The sequence below is a fragment of the Streptomyces sp. NPDC059718 genome, assembly GCF_042733315.1.
In the GTDB taxonomy this organism is placed as follows: domain Bacteria; phylum Actinomycetota; class Actinomycetes; order Streptomycetales; family Streptomycetaceae; genus Actinacidiphila.
Map to the genome: position 1 here is coordinate 23544 of NZ_JBHWGA010000015.1, position 14788 is coordinate 38331.

At 73.0% G+C, this 14788-nt stretch carries 15 protein-coding genes and 1 tRNA gene; 6 read left to right on the forward strand and 10 right to left on the reverse strand.

All coding sequences use genetic code 11. The features are described 5' to 3' along the window. Positions 1 to 187: 187 nt before the first annotated feature. The 4 genes from mshC to ACFV3E_RS18540 all read right to left on the reverse strand — a co-directional run bounded on the left by mshC (position 188) and on the right by ACFV3E_RS18540 (position 3636). Positions 188 to 1417 (reverse strand): cysteine--1-D-myo-inosityl 2-amino-2-deoxy-alpha-D-glucopyranoside ligase, encoded by a 1230-nt coding sequence (mshC, locus tag ACFV3E_RS18525; protein WP_500332090.1) that lies wholly within the window; start codon positions 1415 to 1417, stop codon positions 188 to 190. Positions 1418 to 1488: 71 nt separating this feature from the next. Next, entirely contained in the window at positions 1489 to 2325 is an 837-nt protein-coding gene (locus ACFV3E_RS18530) for an SCO1664 family protein (RefSeq protein WP_500535585.1), read from the reverse strand. Further along, on the reverse strand, positions 2283 to 2879 hold the full coding sequence (locus ACFV3E_RS18535; RefSeq protein WP_500535586.1) for a DUF3090 domain-containing protein: 597 nt from the start codon (positions 2877 to 2879) through the stop codon (positions 2283 to 2285). The genes ACFV3E_RS18530 and ACFV3E_RS18535 overlap by 43 nt, the downstream gene beginning before the upstream one ends. 58 nt (positions 2880 to 2937) lie before the next feature. Next, positions 2938 to 3636, reverse strand: a complete 699-nt coding sequence (locus tag ACFV3E_RS18540) for a histidine phosphatase family protein (RefSeq protein WP_499510966.1) — start codon at positions 3634 to 3636, stop codon at positions 2938 to 2940. Between the two features lie 64 nt (positions 3637 to 3700). Between ACFV3E_RS18540 and corA the strand changes: the two genes are divergently transcribed. Then, positions 3701 to 4702, forward strand: a complete 1002-nt coding sequence (corA, locus tag ACFV3E_RS18545; protein WP_500535587.1) for a magnesium/cobalt transporter CorA — start codon at positions 3701 to 3703, stop codon at positions 4700 to 4702. 61 nt (positions 4703 to 4763) lie between these two features. Here corA and ACFV3E_RS18550 read toward each other — a convergent pair whose 3' ends face one another. Next, positions 4764 to 5552 carry a ferritin-like domain-containing protein gene (locus ACFV3E_RS18550; protein WP_500535690.1) on the reverse strand — a complete coding sequence of 263 codons (789 nt, stop codon included), beginning with the start codon at positions 5550 to 5552 and terminating at the stop codon, positions 4764 to 4766. 274 nt (positions 5553 to 5826) lie between these two features. Between ACFV3E_RS18550 and ACFV3E_RS18555 the strand changes: the two genes are divergently transcribed. Beyond that, positions 5827 to 6432, forward strand: a complete 606-nt coding sequence (locus tag ACFV3E_RS18555) for a hypothetical protein (protein WP_500535588.1) — start codon at positions 5827 to 5829, stop codon at positions 6430 to 6432. 35 nt (positions 6433 to 6467) lie between these two features. Here ACFV3E_RS18555 and ACFV3E_RS18560 read toward each other — a convergent pair whose 3' ends face one another. Then, positions 6468 to 7520, reverse strand: coding sequence for an LLM class F420-dependent oxidoreductase (locus tag ACFV3E_RS18560; RefSeq protein ID WP_500535589.1), 1053 nt, complete (start codon positions 7518 to 7520; stop codon positions 6468 to 6470). A 126-nt stretch (positions 7521 to 7646) separates the two neighbouring features. Here ACFV3E_RS18560 and ACFV3E_RS18565 point away from each other — a divergent pair, with 126 nt between their 5' ends. After that, complete coding sequence (locus tag ACFV3E_RS18565) at positions 7647 to 8627, forward strand: aldo/keto reductase (RefSeq protein WP_500535590.1); 981 nt, start codon at positions 7647 to 7649, stop codon at positions 8625 to 8627. After that, complete coding sequence (locus tag ACFV3E_RS18570; RefSeq protein WP_500535591.1) at positions 8551 to 10689, forward strand: helix-hairpin-helix domain-containing protein; 2139 nt, start codon at positions 8551 to 8553, stop codon at positions 10687 to 10689. The genes ACFV3E_RS18565 and ACFV3E_RS18570 overlap by 77 nt, the downstream gene beginning before the upstream one ends. A gap of 60 nt (positions 10690 to 10749) precedes the next feature. On the opposite strand, the gene ACFV3E_RS18575 is transcribed toward ACFV3E_RS18570, so the two are convergent. Further along, a complete protein-coding gene (locus ACFV3E_RS18575) occupies positions 10750 to 11361 on the reverse strand; it encodes a hypothetical protein (protein ID WP_499510973.1) in 612 nt (203 codons plus the stop codon). Positions 11362 to 11408: 47 nt separating this feature from the next. Between ACFV3E_RS18575 and ACFV3E_RS18580 the strand changes: the two genes are divergently transcribed. Then, complete coding sequence (locus ACFV3E_RS18580) at positions 11409 to 11597, forward strand: DUF5703 family protein (RefSeq protein WP_319133625.1); 189 nt, start codon at positions 11409 to 11411, stop codon at positions 11595 to 11597. Positions 11598 to 11666: 69 nt separating this feature from the next. On the opposite strand, the gene ACFV3E_RS18585 is transcribed toward ACFV3E_RS18580, so the two are convergent. The 3 genes from ACFV3E_RS18585 to ACFV3E_RS18595 form a co-directional block, all read right to left on the reverse strand. After that, positions 11667 to 12572 carry a chaplin gene (locus ACFV3E_RS18585; RefSeq protein ID WP_500535592.1) on the reverse strand — a complete coding sequence of 302 codons (906 nt, stop codon included), beginning with the start codon at positions 12570 to 12572 and terminating at the stop codon, positions 11667 to 11669. Between the two features lie 189 nt (positions 12573 to 12761). Next, positions 12762 to 12995: a chaplin gene (locus tag ACFV3E_RS18590; protein ID WP_431963175.1), complete on the reverse strand. Its 234-nt coding sequence runs from the start codon at positions 12993 to 12995 to the stop codon at positions 12762 to 12764. A gap of 142 nt (positions 12996 to 13137) precedes the next feature. Further along, positions 13138 to 14466, reverse strand: a complete 1329-nt coding sequence (locus tag ACFV3E_RS18595; protein ID WP_500535593.1) for a M20/M25/M40 family metallo-hydrolase — start codon at positions 14464 to 14466, stop codon at positions 13138 to 13140. A 173-nt stretch (positions 14467 to 14639) separates the two neighbouring features. On the opposite strand from ACFV3E_RS18595, the gene ACFV3E_RS18600 reads away from it, so the two are divergent. Continuing rightward, a tRNA-Leu gene (locus tag ACFV3E_RS18600) sits at positions 14640 to 14727 on the forward strand. The last annotated feature ends 61 nt before the right edge of the window (positions 14728 to 14788 follow it).

Genomic DNA, 14788 nt, shown 5'->3' on the forward strand with positions numbered 1-14788 from the left:
GCACATGACCCACAACCCCACCCCCGCCGGGTACCCGTCCGCCCACGGCGCCCCGGGGCGGTGCCCCGCCCGCCCCGCCATCGGATCCCCGGCCCCGCCCCCCCCCCCGCCCCGGGGCGGGCGGCCGGGCCGTTCCGCGTTCGTCAGGGGAGCCGGTGAACCGGTGGGCCGGGCGGCTCCCGCGGCGTCAGAGCGCGACGCCGAGCAGGGCGTCCACCGCGCGGGAGACCAGGCCGGGGGCACCGGTGTCCGTGCCGCCCTCCGCTTCCTGCCGGGCGGCCCAGCGGTCCACGGCGGCGAGCGCGGCGGGGGCGTCCAGGTCGTCGGCGAGCGCCTCGCGGATCTCCTCCAGCAGCGCCTCGGCCGGCGGGCCGTCGGGCCGCGAGACGGCGGCGCGCCAGCGGGCCAGCCGCTCCACCGCGTCGGCGAGCACGGCGTCGGTCCACTCCCAGTCCTCGCGGTAGTGGTGGGCCAGCAGGCTGAGCCGTATGGCCGCCGCGTCCACCCCGTCGCGGCGCAGCTGGGAGACGAAGACGAGGTTGCCCTTGGACTTGGACATCTTCTCGCCGTGCAGCGCCACCATGCCGGCGTGCACGTAGGCCTTCGCCATGGGGAACTCGCCGGTGAGCACCTGGGCGTGCGAGGCGCCCATCTCGTGGTGCGGGAAGGCGAGGTCGGAGCCGCCGCCCTGCACGTCGAAGCCCATGCCGAGGTGGTCCAGGGCGATGGCGACGCACTCGATGTGCCAGCCGGGGCGGCCCCGGCCCAGGCTGCCGCCGTCCCAGCTGGGCTCCCCCTCGCGGGCGGCGAGCCACAGCACGGGGTCGACGGGGTTCTTCTTGCCCGGGCGGTCCGGGTCGCCGCCGCGTTCGGCCGACAGGACGCGCATGGCGGCCGCGTCGAGGCGGGAGACGCTGCCGAAGTGCGGGTCGGAGTCGACGTGGAAGTAGATGTCGCCGTCCAGCTCGTAGGCCGCGCCGGCCTCGCGTAGCCGCTCGACCAGCGGGACGATCCCCGGGATGGCCTCGACGGCGCCGATGTAGTGCGCGGGCGGCAGCATCCGCAGCGCGGTCATGTCCTCGCGGAACAGGGTGGTCTCGCGCTCGGCGAGGGCCGTCCAGTCCTCGCCGGTCTTGTCGGCCCGCTCCAGCAGCGGGTCGTCGACGTCGGTGACGTTCTGGACGTAGTGGACCTGGCGCTTCGTGTCCAGCCACACGCGCTGCACGAGGTCGAACGCGTTGTAGGTGGCCGCGTGACCCATGTGGGTGGCGTCGTAGGGGGTGATCCCGCACACGTAGATGCGGGCGACCGGACCGGGGCTCAGGGTTACCGGGCCACCGGTCGCGGTGTCGTGGAGGCGGAGGTCGCGCCCGGTGCCCGGGAGGGCAGGGACGTCGGAAGCGGGCCAGGCATGCATGTCATGAGATTAACCGCCCGCGTGATCCACAAACGAACGGTGGGTCCGCCCGGGACGTCCGGCCCCGATGTTCAGATGGGCGGCCAGGGGATCGCGGGCCACTCCCCCGAGGGCTCGGGATGACGTCCGGAGGCCAGCAGCGCGGCGACGCGGGCCCGCAGGGCGTCGAGCTCGGCAGGCGTGATGAGCTCGGCCAGCCGTGCCCCGAGGCCCCCGTCGGCGAGCTCCGCGGAGAGCTTGCCGAGGACCTCGGCGATCTCGTCGGTGAGCGGCTCGCCGGCCCAGCCCCACAGGAGGGTGCGCAGCTTGTTCTCCGTGTTGAAGGTCACGCCGTGGTCGATGGCGTACAGCTGCCCGTCGGCGGCCGGCAGCAGGTGGCCGCCCTTGCGGTCGGCGTTGTTGATCACGGCGTCCAGGACGGCCAGCCGGCGCAGCCGGGTGTCGTCGGCGTGCACCAGCAGCGCGGTGCGGCCCTCGCCCACCTCGGCGAAGCCGACGGCCTTCCAGCCGTCGCCGGGTTCGTCCCCCTCGACGAGGGCGAGGAGCCCTTCGCCGGCCTCCTCGGGGGTCTCGATCCACAGCTGCACCATGCCCTCGCCGTACGGACCGTCCCGCAGGACGGTCGGCGGCACCAGGCCCCAGCCGGTGGCCTCGGAGACCAGGTAGGCGGCGACCTCGCGCTGGGCGAGCGTCCCGTCGGGGAAGTCCCACAGCGGCCGCTCGCCCGCCACCGGCTTGTACACGCAGTGGGCACGCACGCCCTCGTGCTCGACCGCGCAGTAGAGCACCGCGTTGGAGGCGTCGCGCAGCCGCCCGCGCACGGTCAGTTCCCCGTGCGCGAGCAGCTCGGCGGCTATGTCCCCGCTCAGGCCGTCGCCGACCGCCGGTACCCGTTCTGACGCGGGCATACGTGTCCTTCCGGGTCCAGGGGCAGGCTGCACAGCGGGCAGGGCGGGCGGCCGGCCGCGACGACGTCGAGAGCGCGCTTGGCGAAGGAGCGGGCCTGGGCGCCGGTCAGGCGCACCCGCAGCAGCGGCGGGCCGTTCTCCTCGTCCTGCAGGAGCATCTCCTCGGCGGCCTCGAGGTCGTCCTCGTCCTCGGCCTCGATCTCGACCAGCGCCTGGGCCTCCAGGATCATCCGTTCCTCGGCGCCGTCCCAGGCCAGGGCCATGGTGCCGACCCGGAACTCCTCCTCGACGGGGGCCTCGAGCGGCCTGTTGTCGAGCAGCTCCGTGGGGGCCACGGCGGGTACGGGGGCGGAACCGCCGGTGCGGCGCACGACCTCGTCCAGCAGCTCGTCGATGCGCTCGGCAAGTGCCTCGACCTGGGTCTTCTCCAGCGCAACGCTGGTCGTCCGGCCGGCGGCGCTCGCCTGCAGGAAGAAGGTGCGTTGGCCCGGTTGGCCTACGGTGCCGGCGACGAAGCGTTCGGGCTTGTCGTAGAGGAACACCTGACGAGGCACGTCCTGCTCCGTTTTCTCGGTGTCTTCGGGGTCCGGTCCACCCTACTGCGGAAGCTGATCACGGTGCGCCCGCACCGCCTCCGACCTCCGCGTCGCCCGGGGCCGTGGTGGGCCGCTCCCTCGGGCGCAGGCTTTCCAGGCTGCCGGTGTCGCCGAGCCGGAGCAGGAAGGGCCGCTCCGGGGTGTAGCGGATCGCGGTGACCGAGCAGGGGTCGACGGCGATGCGCTGGAAGAGGTCCAGGTGCATGCCGAGGGCGTCGGCGACGACGGACTTGATGATGTCGCCGTGGGAGCACATCACGTAGAGGGCGTCGGGTCCGTGGGTCTCCTCGATGCGGGCGTTCCACTCGCGCACCGCGTCGACCGCGCGGGCCTGCATGGCGCGCACCGACTCGCCCCCCTCGCCGGGGAAGACCGCGGCCGATGGGTAGCGCTGCACCACGCCCCACAGCGGCTCGTCGGCCAGCTCGGCGATCTTGCGGCCGCTCCAGTCGCCGTAGGCGCACTCCGAGATGCGCTCCTCGACGTGGAGCGGCACGTCGGGCAGCGCGTCCAGGAGCGGCTGCAGGGTCTCCCGGCACCGCTGCAGCGGGCTGGTGACCACGGCGGCCGGCGGCAGTCCGGCCAACCGGGCGGCCAGCGCGGCGGCCTGGTCACGTCCGGTCTCGTCGAGGGCGACTCCGGGGAGCCGTCCGGCCAGCACTTTCTCCGCGTTGGCGGTGGACCGGCCGTGCCGGACCAGGATCACGGTGGGCATGACCGCCACCATACGACCCCGGGTTGTCCGGTGTGGCGCCGACGTAACGCGGAAGAAGACAGGTGTGATCGTCGACTGCGCCATTTACCGCGACGGGGAGCGCACCTCGGCCCCCGACGACCTCTCCGACGCGCTGGACGCGGCGCGGGCGACGGACGGGGCGTTCGTGTGGATCGGCCTGTACGAGCCGACGGAGAAGGAGTTCGACCTCGTCAGCCGCGAGTTCGGGCTGCACCCGCTGGCCGTGGAGGACGCGCTCTGCGCCCACCAACGGCCCAAGCTGGAGGTGTACGAGGGCTCGCTCTTCCTGGTGCTCAAGCCGGTCTCGTACGACGACGAGCGGGACACGGTCTCCGCGGGCGAGCTGATGATCTTCGTCGGGGAGGGCTTCGTCGTCACCGTGCGCCACGGCGAGGCGATCGCCCCGGGTGAGATCCGGCACCGCCTGGAGGCGGAGCACGAGGTCCTCAAGCACGGGCCGACCGCGGTGATGTACGCCATCAGCGACACCGTGGTCGACGACTACATGGTGGTCGCGGCCGATCTCCAGGCCGACCTGGAGGACCTGGAGACGGAGGTCTTCGCCCCGGAGGTCCGCAGGTCCGTCGCGCGCCAGGGCGCCGAGAGCACGGCGAGCCGGATCTACGGTTTCAAGCGCCAGCTGCTGGAGTTCCGGCGGGCGACCGCGCCTCTGATGCAGCCGATGATCCGGCTCTCGGCGGGCACGGTGCCGCACGTGGCGCCCAGCACCCAGCCCTTCTTCCGCGACGTGGCCGACCACCTGACCCGGGCCAACGAGCTGGTGGACAGCCTCGACCGGCTGCTCAGCGACGTGCTGAGCTCCCATCTGACCCAGGTCGGGGTGCGGCAGAACGACGACATGCGCAAGATCTCGGCGTGGGCCGCCATGGCGGCGGTACCCACCATGATCGCGGGCATCTACGGCATGAACTTCCGGTACATGCCCGAACTCCACCAGGTGTGGGGGTATCCCGCGGTCCTGGCGGTCATCGCCGTGTCCGAGATCCTGCTGTACCGGACGTTCAAACGGCACGGCTGGCTCTGAGCGGTCTCCCGGCCCCACGCGGGTGCGGGCGAGGGGCCGGGACGCGGCTCAGACCGCCGGCTCAGACCGCCGGTTCGGCCGCGGGTTCGGGGCCGCCGAGGGCGTCGAGGCGCTGGGGCATGGTGAGCCTGACCATCCGCCGCCAGCCGCCCAGGCGTTCGTACGCGTACGCCCCGTGGATCCCGGCCCGCAGCACCGCGGCCTTCGCCCCGGACCAGCCGAGGATCCGGCCCATGTGGTCCATGACGGCGAGGCTGACGTCGCGGTAGATGCGGATCTCCGCGTGGGCGCACTCGCGCAGGACCTGCCGGATGGCCGCGCCGTGGCCCGCGTGGGCGAAGCGGAGCAGCTCCTCGTGGCAGTAGGCGAGGTGGTTGTCCTCGTCGGCGGAGATCATGCGGACCGCCCTGCCGATGTCGGGGTGGTCCGCGAAGTACCTGGTGAGCAGGGCCATCTGCTCGGAGGCGCGCTGCTCGGTGACCCGGCTGTGGGCGAGGTAGGTGACGATGTCCCGCACGGTCAGGGGCTCCTCGCGGCGCAGCTTGTCGTGGGCGAGGCCGATGCCGCCGCGTTCGAGGAGCACGGTGTAGTCGGTGTCCGGGGGGACCGGGACGGGTTCGAGGCCGCGCTTGCGCATCAGGGCGTGGAAGATCCGGCCGTGCTTGTCCTCGTCGGCGCCGTGCCGGGCGATCTTGGGGGCCAGTTCACGCTGGGACTCGGGGACCAGTGCGGCGATCCTGCCGTTCTCCCAGCCGCCCTGCGACTCACCGCTGGCGGCGATCGAGCAGAACAGCCGGAAGGAGTCGTCGTTGTCGAGGATCTCCTGGAACAGACTCCGGGCGGAGAGCATGACGTACCTCCTGCGCGAATCGGGCATACGCAAATGAAAAGTCAAGTCGCCCGCAAAGCATGAGGCAACAGGCCCGGGCGTCAACTCGGCCGAACGGATGAGAGCCGTCCGGCACCGGGCACGTAACCCCTGGCCCTTCCGAGCGTTGTGTTTGGTGACGGCCGTGGCGGGGAAGACCCCCGAGCCCCCACCACGGCCGCGGAAACCGAGGGGCCCCGCCGCCGGCCGAAGTGCCCGTGATTTCATAGCCCCTCGGAGGGGTCACGACCAAGTCATGTTCAGCAAGGCGACGCGCAGCCGGACGACGGCACGCCCCGGAGGCCCGGCGGGCTCGGACTGGGCCCCTTACGCGCGCCTGGACGACGCGGCCCGCGCCTACTTCCTCCACGCGGACGTGGCCCTCGAGGCGATCGACGGCATCCTGGGCCGGCGACGGGTCCGCGGTTTCACCCTCGAACGCGTCGTCGACCTGACGGAGGCCGGCACCTCGGTGTGGCAGGAGGCCGCGGTCTGCGACGGCCGGCGGCTCATCCTGTGGCACAGCGAGGAGGTCGCCGACGAGGACGCGCCGGGTGGACGGGTGCTGGACTCCTCCGTGCAGGTGCTGCCCCTGGATTCGATCGGCCACGTCGGCATGCGCACCCTGGTCGGCCGCGACGAGCAGGGCCGGAGGATCGACCGCGGCGTCTTCGTGGTGCTGGCCACCGCCGTGCCGCAGGAACTGAGCGCGGTGCTCGGTGACGCCGACGGCGGCGTCACCTCGGCCCGCTTCCGGCCGGAGGCCTTCCGGTTCAGCAAGTCCCTCGACGACGGCGGGCCCGGCCAGATAGCGCGCCTGATCGCCTTCGGGCGGCTGATGGGGCGCCTGGTCCCGGGCTGAGCCGGGACCAGGCGCCGAGGGACCGGTGCCCTCCCCTACCCGGCGAGTCCGGCGCGCTCCAGCGCCTCCACGCCCGCGCGCAGCGCCGCGACCCGCTCGTCCAGGGTGAACCCGGCCGGGGCCAGTGTCAGCGTGGTGACGCCGGCGGCCGCGTAGGCCTGCATCCGGTCGGCGATCCGCTCCACGGAGCCCAGCAGGGTGGTGGAGTCGATGAGTTCGCGCGGGATCGCGGCGGCGGCGCCCTCCTTGTCGCCGGACAGGTACTTGTCCTGGATCTCGGCGGCCTCCTTCTCGTACCCCATGCGCTGCGCGAGCTGGTTGTAGAAGTTCTGCTTGCGGCTGCCCATCCCGCCCACGTACAGGGCGGTGTAGGGGCGGAAGAGGTCGGCCAGCGCGTCCACGTCCTCGCCGACGGCGAGCGGCACGGTCGGGCAGACGTCGAAGCCGTCCATGGTCTTCCCCGTCTTCTCGCGGCCCGCCCGGATGTGGCGGAGCGCGGTGTCCTCCAGGTGGGCGGCGGAGGGGAAGATCAGCAGCGCACCGTCGGCGATCTCACCGGTCTGCTCCAGGTTCCTGGGGCCGATCGCGGCGATGTACAGCGGGATGTGCTCGCGCACCGGGTGCACGGTCAGCTTCAGCGCCTTGCCGGGGCCGCCGGGCAGCGGCAGCGTCCAGTGCTCGCCCTCGTGGCTCAGCCGCTCCCGCGACATCGCCTTGCGGACGATCTCGACGTACTCGCGCGTGCGCGCCAGCGGCTTGTCGAACTTCACGCCGTACCAGCCCTCGGAGACCTGCGGGCCGGAGACGCCCAGGCCCAGCCGGAAGCGGCCGCCGGACAGGGAGTCGAGGGTGGCGGCGGTCATCGCCGTCATCGCGGGCGTACGGGCCGGGATCTGGAAGATCGCCGAGCCGACGTCGATGCGCTCGGTCTGCGCGGCGACCCAGGACAGCACGGTGGGTGCGTCGGAACCGTAGGCCTCGGCCGCCCAGCACACGGAGTAGCCGAGGCGGTCGGCCTCCTGCGCCACGGCGAGGTTGTCGGCGTCCATCCCGGCGCCCCAGTAGCCGAGGTTGATCCCGAGCCGCATGGCGATCCCCTTACCGATGAGTAACGTCGTTGTTCCCCGGACCTTATCGCCCCGGGCGCGCGCCGGCGCCTGTCGGGTACGTCACTCCTGCCCAAAGGTCCCGGACGACCAGTAATCTCACCCCTCATGGAGCAAAGGCACCTCGGCCGTACGGGACTGCGCGTGTCCCGGCTCGGGCTCGGCACGCTGACCTGGGGGCGCGACACCGGCGAACTCGACGCCGCCGACCAGCTCAAGGCCTTCTGGGAGGCCGGGGGCACGCTCGTGGACACCGCCGACGTCTACGGGGACGGCGGCGCCGAGTACCTCCTCGGCCGGCTGGTCGAGGACCTGGTGCCCCGCTCGGACCTGGTGATCGCCACCAAGGCCGGCAGCGTGCCCGACCCGTACCGCCGCTTCGACGCCTCGCGCGGCCACCTGCTCGCCGCCCTGGACGCCTCCCTGCAGCGGCTCGGCACGGACTACGTCGACCTGTGGCAGGTGCACGCGTACGACACGGCCACCCCGCTGGACGAGACGCTGCAGGCCCTCGACCTCGCCGTGAGCTCCGGCCGTGCCCGCTACGTCGGCGTGTCCAACTTCTGCGGCTGGCAGCTGGCCAAGGCGGCCACCTGGCAGCAGGCCGTGCCGACGCGCACACCGCTGGCCAGCACGCAGATGGAGTACTCGCTGCTGCAGCGCGGCATCGAGCGCGAGGTGCTGCCCGCCGCGCTGGACCTGGGGGTGGGGCTGCTGCCGTCCTCGCCGCTCGGACGCGGGGTGCTGACCGGCAAGTACCGGCACGGGACCCCGCAGGACTCCCGCGGCGGTTCCGAGGACATGGCGCCCTTCGTCGCCCCCTACCTGGACGAGACGGCCCGGCTCATCGTGGACGCGCTGGCCATAGCGGCCGACGGGCTGGCCGCCAGCCCGCTGCAGGTGGCGCTCGCCTGGGTGCGGGACCGTCCCGGCGTCACCGCGCCGATCGTCGGGGCGCGCAACGCCCAGCAGCTCGCTGCGGCGTTGTCAGTGGAGACCCTTAGTCTTCCGGATGAGATCTGCCAGGCGCTGGACGACGTCTCTGCGCCGGTGCACCGCTATCCGGACCACGACTGGAGCACGCTGTGATCGGGCCCCGACCGTAGTCCGCCGTACAACGGAGGCCATCGTGACCGAGGACCGCGACGACCACGACCGCGAGGACCGCGCCGAGCCCGAGGGCGCCGCCGGCGAGGAGACCGCGGCTCCCCGGCGGCCCCGGCCCTCGACCGAGGGCGTCGGTGCACAGCTCCCCGCCGAACTCACGGACCTGGCCGCCGCGGTGCGGGCGATCGAACGCGGCGAGCGCCCCGCGGCGCCCGTGAAGAGTGGCGGGCCCGCCCGTCCCGCGGCGCCGCCCGCGGCCGCGCCCTCCCCCGCCCCGGCGCCGGCCCCGGTGGCGCGGCCCGTGCTGCCCGCGCAGCTCAGCGGGGACGCCGTGGCGGCCGCACGGACGGTGCTCGCGGCGGGCGGGGCACCGGAGAGCCTCGCCGAGGCCGCCGTGGCGGCGCTGGGCGAGCGGGCCGGGGAGTCGTTGCGTGAGGACCCGTGGCAGGTACTGGCACTCGCCGGGGTCCGGGTGGACCAGGCCGACGGCTTCGCCAAGGCGCTGCTCGGCGGCGAGGGCGGCCCCGACGACGAGCGGCGGGTGCGCGCGCTGGTCGTCTGGCTGCTGGAACGGGCGGCCGAGCGGGGTCACACCGCGCTCGAGTGGGCCACGCTCGGTGCGGCGCTCGGGCAGAACGGGGTCACCGACGCCGAGGAGACCCTGAAGGCCGCCGTCGCGGACGGCCTGGTGCTGGTCTTCCACGTCCCGGACGAGAGCGCCGGTGCCCGTCCGGCGGCCGACGAGGAGGACGAGGAGGCACCGGTGCGGCTGCTCCTCGGCCTGGACCGCTACGCGCTCGCCGAGGAGAGCCTCGCGGACGGCCTGAGCAGGCTCCTCAACACCTTCGACGCGGACGAGTCGCAGGACTGGGAGGGCGCGGCGGGCGCGGCCCCGTCCCCGTCCGCCGCGGCGCTGGTCCGGGCGGTCGCCGGGAGCGGGCTGGTCGCCCACACCGGCGCGGAGGCGGCCCGGGCGGAACCGGCGGCGCTGGTGGCGGCCGCCCGGTCGCTGGGGCTGCGGGCCTGGGCCGTCGCGGCCACCGAGGACGGCAGGCGGCGGCTGGCCGGGTCCGTGGACGCGGAGGCGACCGCCACCCTCGCCGGGCTGCTGGCCGGCCACGAGGGCCCCGGCCGGGACGAGGACGGCGCGCTGGCGCTGGACCTGCTGGCGGTGCTGGACGCGCCCCAGCTCGACGTGGAGACGGCCGCGACCCTGGTGGAATCCGTGCCCGACGGGGCGCGCCTGGTGCTCTCCGGGGACCCGGCGGTGCTGTGGTCCGCGGGCCCCGGCCGGGTCTTCTCCGACCTGCTGGCGGCGAAGGTGTGCCCGCAGGTCGCCTCGCGCACGCCCGACCCCGGCCCCATCGGCGAGCTGGTCTCCGGGATCGGCTTCGGCGAGCTGGCCACCGTCGACGCTCCCGGGAAGGAGGTCGTGATCGTCCCCGTGCGGGACGCCGGCGAGGCCGTGCACCGCACGGTCCAGCTCGTCGCGGACTCCGTGCCCCGGGCCATCGGCGTGCCCCCGGAGCAGACCCAGGTGATCACCCCGGGCCACGGCGGCGCCGCCGGCACCCGGGCGCTCAACGCCGCGCTCAAGGAGCGTCTCAACCCCGGGCCCGGCCGCTTCGGCGGCTTCGACCCGGGCGACCGGATCGTGCACGCCCCGGTTCCCGGGACGGCCGTGCCGGGCACCGTCGTCTCCGCCGACACGGAGGGGCTGCGGCTCGACTGCGGGGGAACGCCCGTGGTGGTCGCGCCCGACGCGGTGACCGCCCAGGTGCGGCACGGCTGGGCGGTCACGGCGCACCAGGCGGCGGGCCGCCGCTGGCCGGCCGCCGTCGTCGTCCTGCCGGGGGACGCCACCCCGGCCCTGACCCGGGCCTGGATCTACACCGCCTTCAGCCGGGGGGAGCGCCATCTGTCCGTGGTGCAGGGCGTCGACCAGGCACTCCCCCACGCGGTGGCGGAGGTTCCCGCCCGGGACCGGACGACACGCCTGCGGGACATCCTGCGCGAGCAGGCGGCCGCCGCCGCGGCGGAGTGATCCGCCGCGCGGGCCCGGGGCGGCTCCCCCGGGCCCGGGCGAGCCGCGCCCCGCGCCCGGTCAGGCCAGCCGGTCGAGCTCGTCCGCGTCGGCGTCGTCGTAGACCGCGCTGACGTCGAGGCGGAAGAGCAGATGCCGCGGGTCCGCCTGGTCGAAGGGCGCGGCGAGCCACTCGCCCGGCTCGGCGGGCTCCGCCGCGGTGACCCAGAGCGTGGAGTCGCCCTCCTCCAGGCCGAACTCCTTGTGGCGCTCGGCGATCTCGTCGGGCTCGTACTCCCCGAAGAGGGCACCCACCGCCGTGCCGATGTCCCCGCCCTCGGCCGCGGCGGTCTCGGAGACCCCTTCCGCCTGCCTGCGCAGCCGCTGCGGGTCGGCCACGGTGTAGTCCCGGCGGATCAGGACGCTGATCGCGCCCGGTTCACCGGGGCCGGAGTAGTCGGGGAGGGTGTCCCCGAGCGGCACCTCGAAGGGGGTGACCTCGTCGTAGGTGTCGTAGAGCAGCTCGTCGTAGGCCTCGGCGGCCGAGGCGAGGCCCTCGAAGGCCTGGTAGACCGCGGGATCGTCCTCCCCGGTGCGGTTCTCGATCGCGTCCAGGTGGCGGTCCAGCGCGGCTTTCACCGCCTCGACGGCGGCTCGTACCTCGGCAACGGTGGGCTGCGCGGCATCAGACATGCAGAAGACGCTATCCGTACCGAGGCGCTCCCCGCACAATAGATGCGATGCCTGAATACGAATTCAGAGATGTGTACGTGCCACGGGGAGTCTCCCGCAAGGAGGCTCATCGCCTGCTGACCGACCACGCCGAGTACGGTCACTGGGAGCTCGACCGGCTCCGCCTCTACCCGGACGGCAGCCGCAGGGTGCGGCTGCGCCGCCGGATCATCCGGCAGATACGCGCCACCTGGTGAGGTCGCCGACACGCCGAACGGGGCCCCGCGAACCGCGGGGCCCCGCTCGAAGGGGTGAGACCGGAAGGCTCAGTTCCTGACCGCGCGGGCGCGGCGGAAGAGCACCGCGCCGCCCAGCAGGAGACCGGCGCTGGTCAGCAGGCCCGTGGCGATGTCGCCGGCACCGGTGCGGGCCAGGGACGGACCGCCGCCGTGGCCCATGGACTGCGGCTGGTTGCCACCGCCACCGCCGCCCTTGCCACCGCCGCCCTTGCCACCGCCGCCCTTGCCACCACCGTTGTTCTCGTTGCCCGGCTTGTGGCGGTTGCCGTGGTGCTCGGGCTTGTGGTGGTGGCCCTTGCCCTTGCCGCCGTGGTGGTAGCCACCGTTGTTGACGCAGGCGTTGCCCGTCGCCGGGTTCAGGAACCCGATGACGTCGATCGTGTTGCCGCAGACGTTGACCGGGATGTTGATCGGCGCCTGGATCACGTTGCCGGACAGGACGCCCGGAGAGCCGACCGCTGCGGCGCGCGCCGAGGCGCCGCCACCGTGACCGTAGCCGTAGCCGTCGTCACCGCTGTGGCCCTTGCCGTAGCCCTTGCTGCCGCCCTGGCCGTAGCCCTTGCCGCCGCCGTAGCCCTTGCCGCCGTCCTTGTCGCGGTAGCTGCCGCTGTCCTTCTTGCCGTAGCCCCCGCTCTCCTTCTTCCCGTAGCCCTTGCCCTGGCCGTAGCCGTGGCTCTTGCCCTGGTCGATGGAGCCGTTGACGCAGGTGTTGCCCGCCGCCGAGTTGAGGAGCCCGACGACGTTGACGGTGTTGCCACAGGCGTTGATCGGAATGTTCACCGGCGCCTGGATCGTGTTGCCGGACAGAACGCCCGGAGAACCGGCGGCGACCCCGGACGCGTGGGAGTCCGCGTAGGCCATACCGCCGGTGACGGCGAGCACGCCGCCTGTCGCGACTGCGGTGAGCAGCCCCTTTTTCGCGACTTGTCGCATTGAATGTCCTTGCCTCTTGCTTTTCCGATACGGAAACCGGCGGACAATCGCCCGCCGGGGGAATGAATGACCCCCCGGGGCCGGATAACCGGTGTCCCACCCCTAGCCGGTGCGACGGCCCCGGAACGCGGAGATGGCGCATCCGGGACCGCCGGGATCAGGCCTGCAGCGATGCGGCCCGCCGCGACGTCAGTTGTTGAAGCAGGCGTTACCCAGGGCCGGGTTCAGCAGCCCCACGATGTTGACCGTGTTGCCGCACAGGTTGACCGGGATGTTGACGGGCACCTGGATCACATTGCCGGAGAGGACCCCCGGGGAACCGACAGCGGCGGCCTGAGCGCCGGAGTCGGCGACGGCCACGCCGGCACCCGCAGCCACGAGCCCTCCGGTGACAGCGGCAGCAGCGACGACCTTCTTGATCATTATTTCCTCCTTGTTGGCAAAACGGCCCCGACCTCGGACCGCACACGAACCAACGACTCGGAAGAAGGCGCGCTACTGCCGCCGGGATTCATTCACTCTTTTCGGCTAAGCGGCAAGAAATGTCGATAATGCGAGCGTCGTTTCAGCAGTTCGCGAGGAACCGGTCGAGAACACGGACGCCGAACTTCAGTCCGTCGACCGGTACCCGCTCGTCCACGCCGTGGAACATTCCGGCGAAATCGAGCTCCGGCGGCAGCTGCAGCGGGGCGAATCCGAAGCAGCGGATCCCCAGGTCGTCGAAGGACTTGGCGTCGGTCCCGCCGGACAGGCAGTACGGCACCGCGCGGGCGATCGGGTCCTCGGCCTTCAGCGCCGCCTGCATGGCGTCGACCAGGGCGCCGTCGAAGCTGGTCTCCAGCGCCTTGTCGGAGTGCACGTCCTCGCGCTTCACCCGGGGGCCGAGGATCCGGTCGACGTCGGCCAGGAACTCCTCCTCGTGCCCGGGCAGGAAGCGGCCGTCGACGTGCGCGGTCGCCTGGCCGGGGATGACGTTCACCTTGTAGCCGGCGCCCAGCATCGTGGGGGCCGCGGTGTTGCGCAGCGTGGCCCCGATGATCTTGGCGATGCCGCCGAGCCTGGCGAGCGTCGTCTCCATGTCCTCGGGGTCGAGCTCGGTACCGAGGGCGTCGCCCAGCTCGTCCAGGAAACCGCGCACGGACTTGGTCACCCGCACCGGGAACTCGTGCCGGCCGAGCCGGCCGACCGCCTCGCAGAGCTCCGTGATGGCGTTGTCGGTGTTGGTCATGGACCCGTGGCCGGCGGTGCCGTCCACGGTCAGCCGCATCCAGTGCATGCCCTTCTGGGCGGTCTCGATCAGGTACAGGCGCACGTCCTCGTTGACGGTGAAGGAGAAGCCGCCCACCTCGCCGATGGCCTCGGTCACGCCCTCGAAGAGCCCGGGGTGCCGGTCGACCAGGTGCCGCGCCCCGTAGACGCCGCCCGCCTCCTCGTCGGCGAGGAAGGCCAGCACGACGTCGCGGGGCGGACGGCGGCCGCTGCGCAGCATGTCGCGCACGACGGCCAGGGTCATCGCGTCCATGTCCTTCATGTCGACCGCGCCGCGCCCCCACACGCACCCGTCGGCGATCTCGCCGGAGAAGGGGTGGTGGGTCCAGTCGTCCGCGTTCGCGGGCACGACGTCGGTGTGGCCGTGGATCAGCAGGGCCGGACGGGAGGGGTCCTCGCCCGCGATGCGGGCGACGGTGGAGGCCCGCCCCTTGTGCGACTCGAAGATCTGCGGCTCCAGGCCGACCTCGGCGAGCTTCTCCGCCACGTACTCGGCGGCGGCCCGCTCACCCGGCCCGGAGTGGTCGCCGTAGTTGCTGGTGTCGATCCGGATGAGGTCGCGGCAGAGGTCGACGACCTCGTCCTCTCCGGTGGTCGTACGGGCGGCCGAGTTCGACTCACTCACGCTGTCTCCTTCGTTCGTCGGTCACGGCCATCCTCCCCCGCGCCCTCCGCGGCCCGCGAGGGCCCCGGGCAGGCCGTCGCGCTCCCGTCACGGGAAGCGTGTGATCGGGGGCCTCCGGATGTTTGCTATTGTTTTCCACGTCGCCGGGCCGAGTGCCGGGCGGCGAACACCTTGTCCGGGTGGCGGAATGGCAGACGCGCTAGCTTGAGGTGCTAGTGCCCTTTATCGGGCGTGGGGGTTCAAGTCCCCCCTCGGACACCACGTAGACGCCTGTGGGCGGTACCACCGGGAGACCGGTGGTACCGCCCACAGGCGTCTGTGG

Bases quoted from the DNA above. Each gene is read 5' to 3' on its own strand.
- ACFV3E_RS18550 (WP_500535690.1), bottom strand. From the start codon at position 5,552: ATGCTCTCCGCCCGGAGTCTGTTCCAGGAGATCCTCGACAACGACGAC.
- ACFV3E_RS18590 (WP_431963175.1), bottom strand. From the start codon at position 12,995: ATGATCAAGAAGGTCGTCGCTGCTGCCGCTGTCACCGGAGGGCTCGTG.
- ACFV3E_RS18570 (WP_500535591.1), top strand. From the start codon at position 8,551: ATGAGATCTGCCAGGCGCTGGACGACGTCTCTGCGCCGGTGCACCGCT.
- ACFV3E_RS18565 (WP_500535590.1), top strand. From the start codon at position 7,647: ATGGAGCAAAGGCACCTCGGCCGTACGGGACTGCGCGTGTCCCGGCTC.
- ACFV3E_RS18555 (WP_500535588.1), top strand. From the start codon at position 5,827: ATGTTCAGCAAGGCGACGCGCAGCCGGACGACGGCACGCCCCGGAGGC.
- ACFV3E_RS18575 (WP_499510973.1), bottom strand. From the start codon at position 11,361: ATGTCTGATGCCGCGCAGCCCACCGTTGCCGAGGTACGAGCCGCCGTC.
- ACFV3E_RS18580 (WP_319133625.1), top strand. From the start codon at position 11,409: ATGCCTGAATACGAATTCAGAGATGTGTACGTGCCACGGGGAGTCTCC.
- mshC (WP_500332090.1), bottom strand. From the start codon at position 1,417: ATGCATGCCTGGCCCGCTTCCGACGTCCCTGCCCTCCCGGGCACCGGG.
- ACFV3E_RS18540 (WP_499510966.1), bottom strand. From the start codon at position 3,636: ATGCCCACCGTGATCCTGGTCCGGCACGGCCGGTCCACCGCCAACGCG.
- ACFV3E_RS18560 (WP_500535589.1), bottom strand. From the start codon at position 7,520: ATGCGGCTCGGGATCAACCTCGGCTACTGGGGCGCCGGGATGGACGCC.
- ACFV3E_RS18530 (WP_500535585.1), bottom strand. From the start codon at position 2,325: ATGCCCGCGTCAGAACGGGTACCGGCGGTCGGCGACGGCCTGAGCGGG.
- ACFV3E_RS18585 (WP_500535592.1), bottom strand. From the start codon at position 12,572: ATGCGACAAGTCGCGAAAAAGGGGCTGCTCACCGCAGTCGCGACAGGC.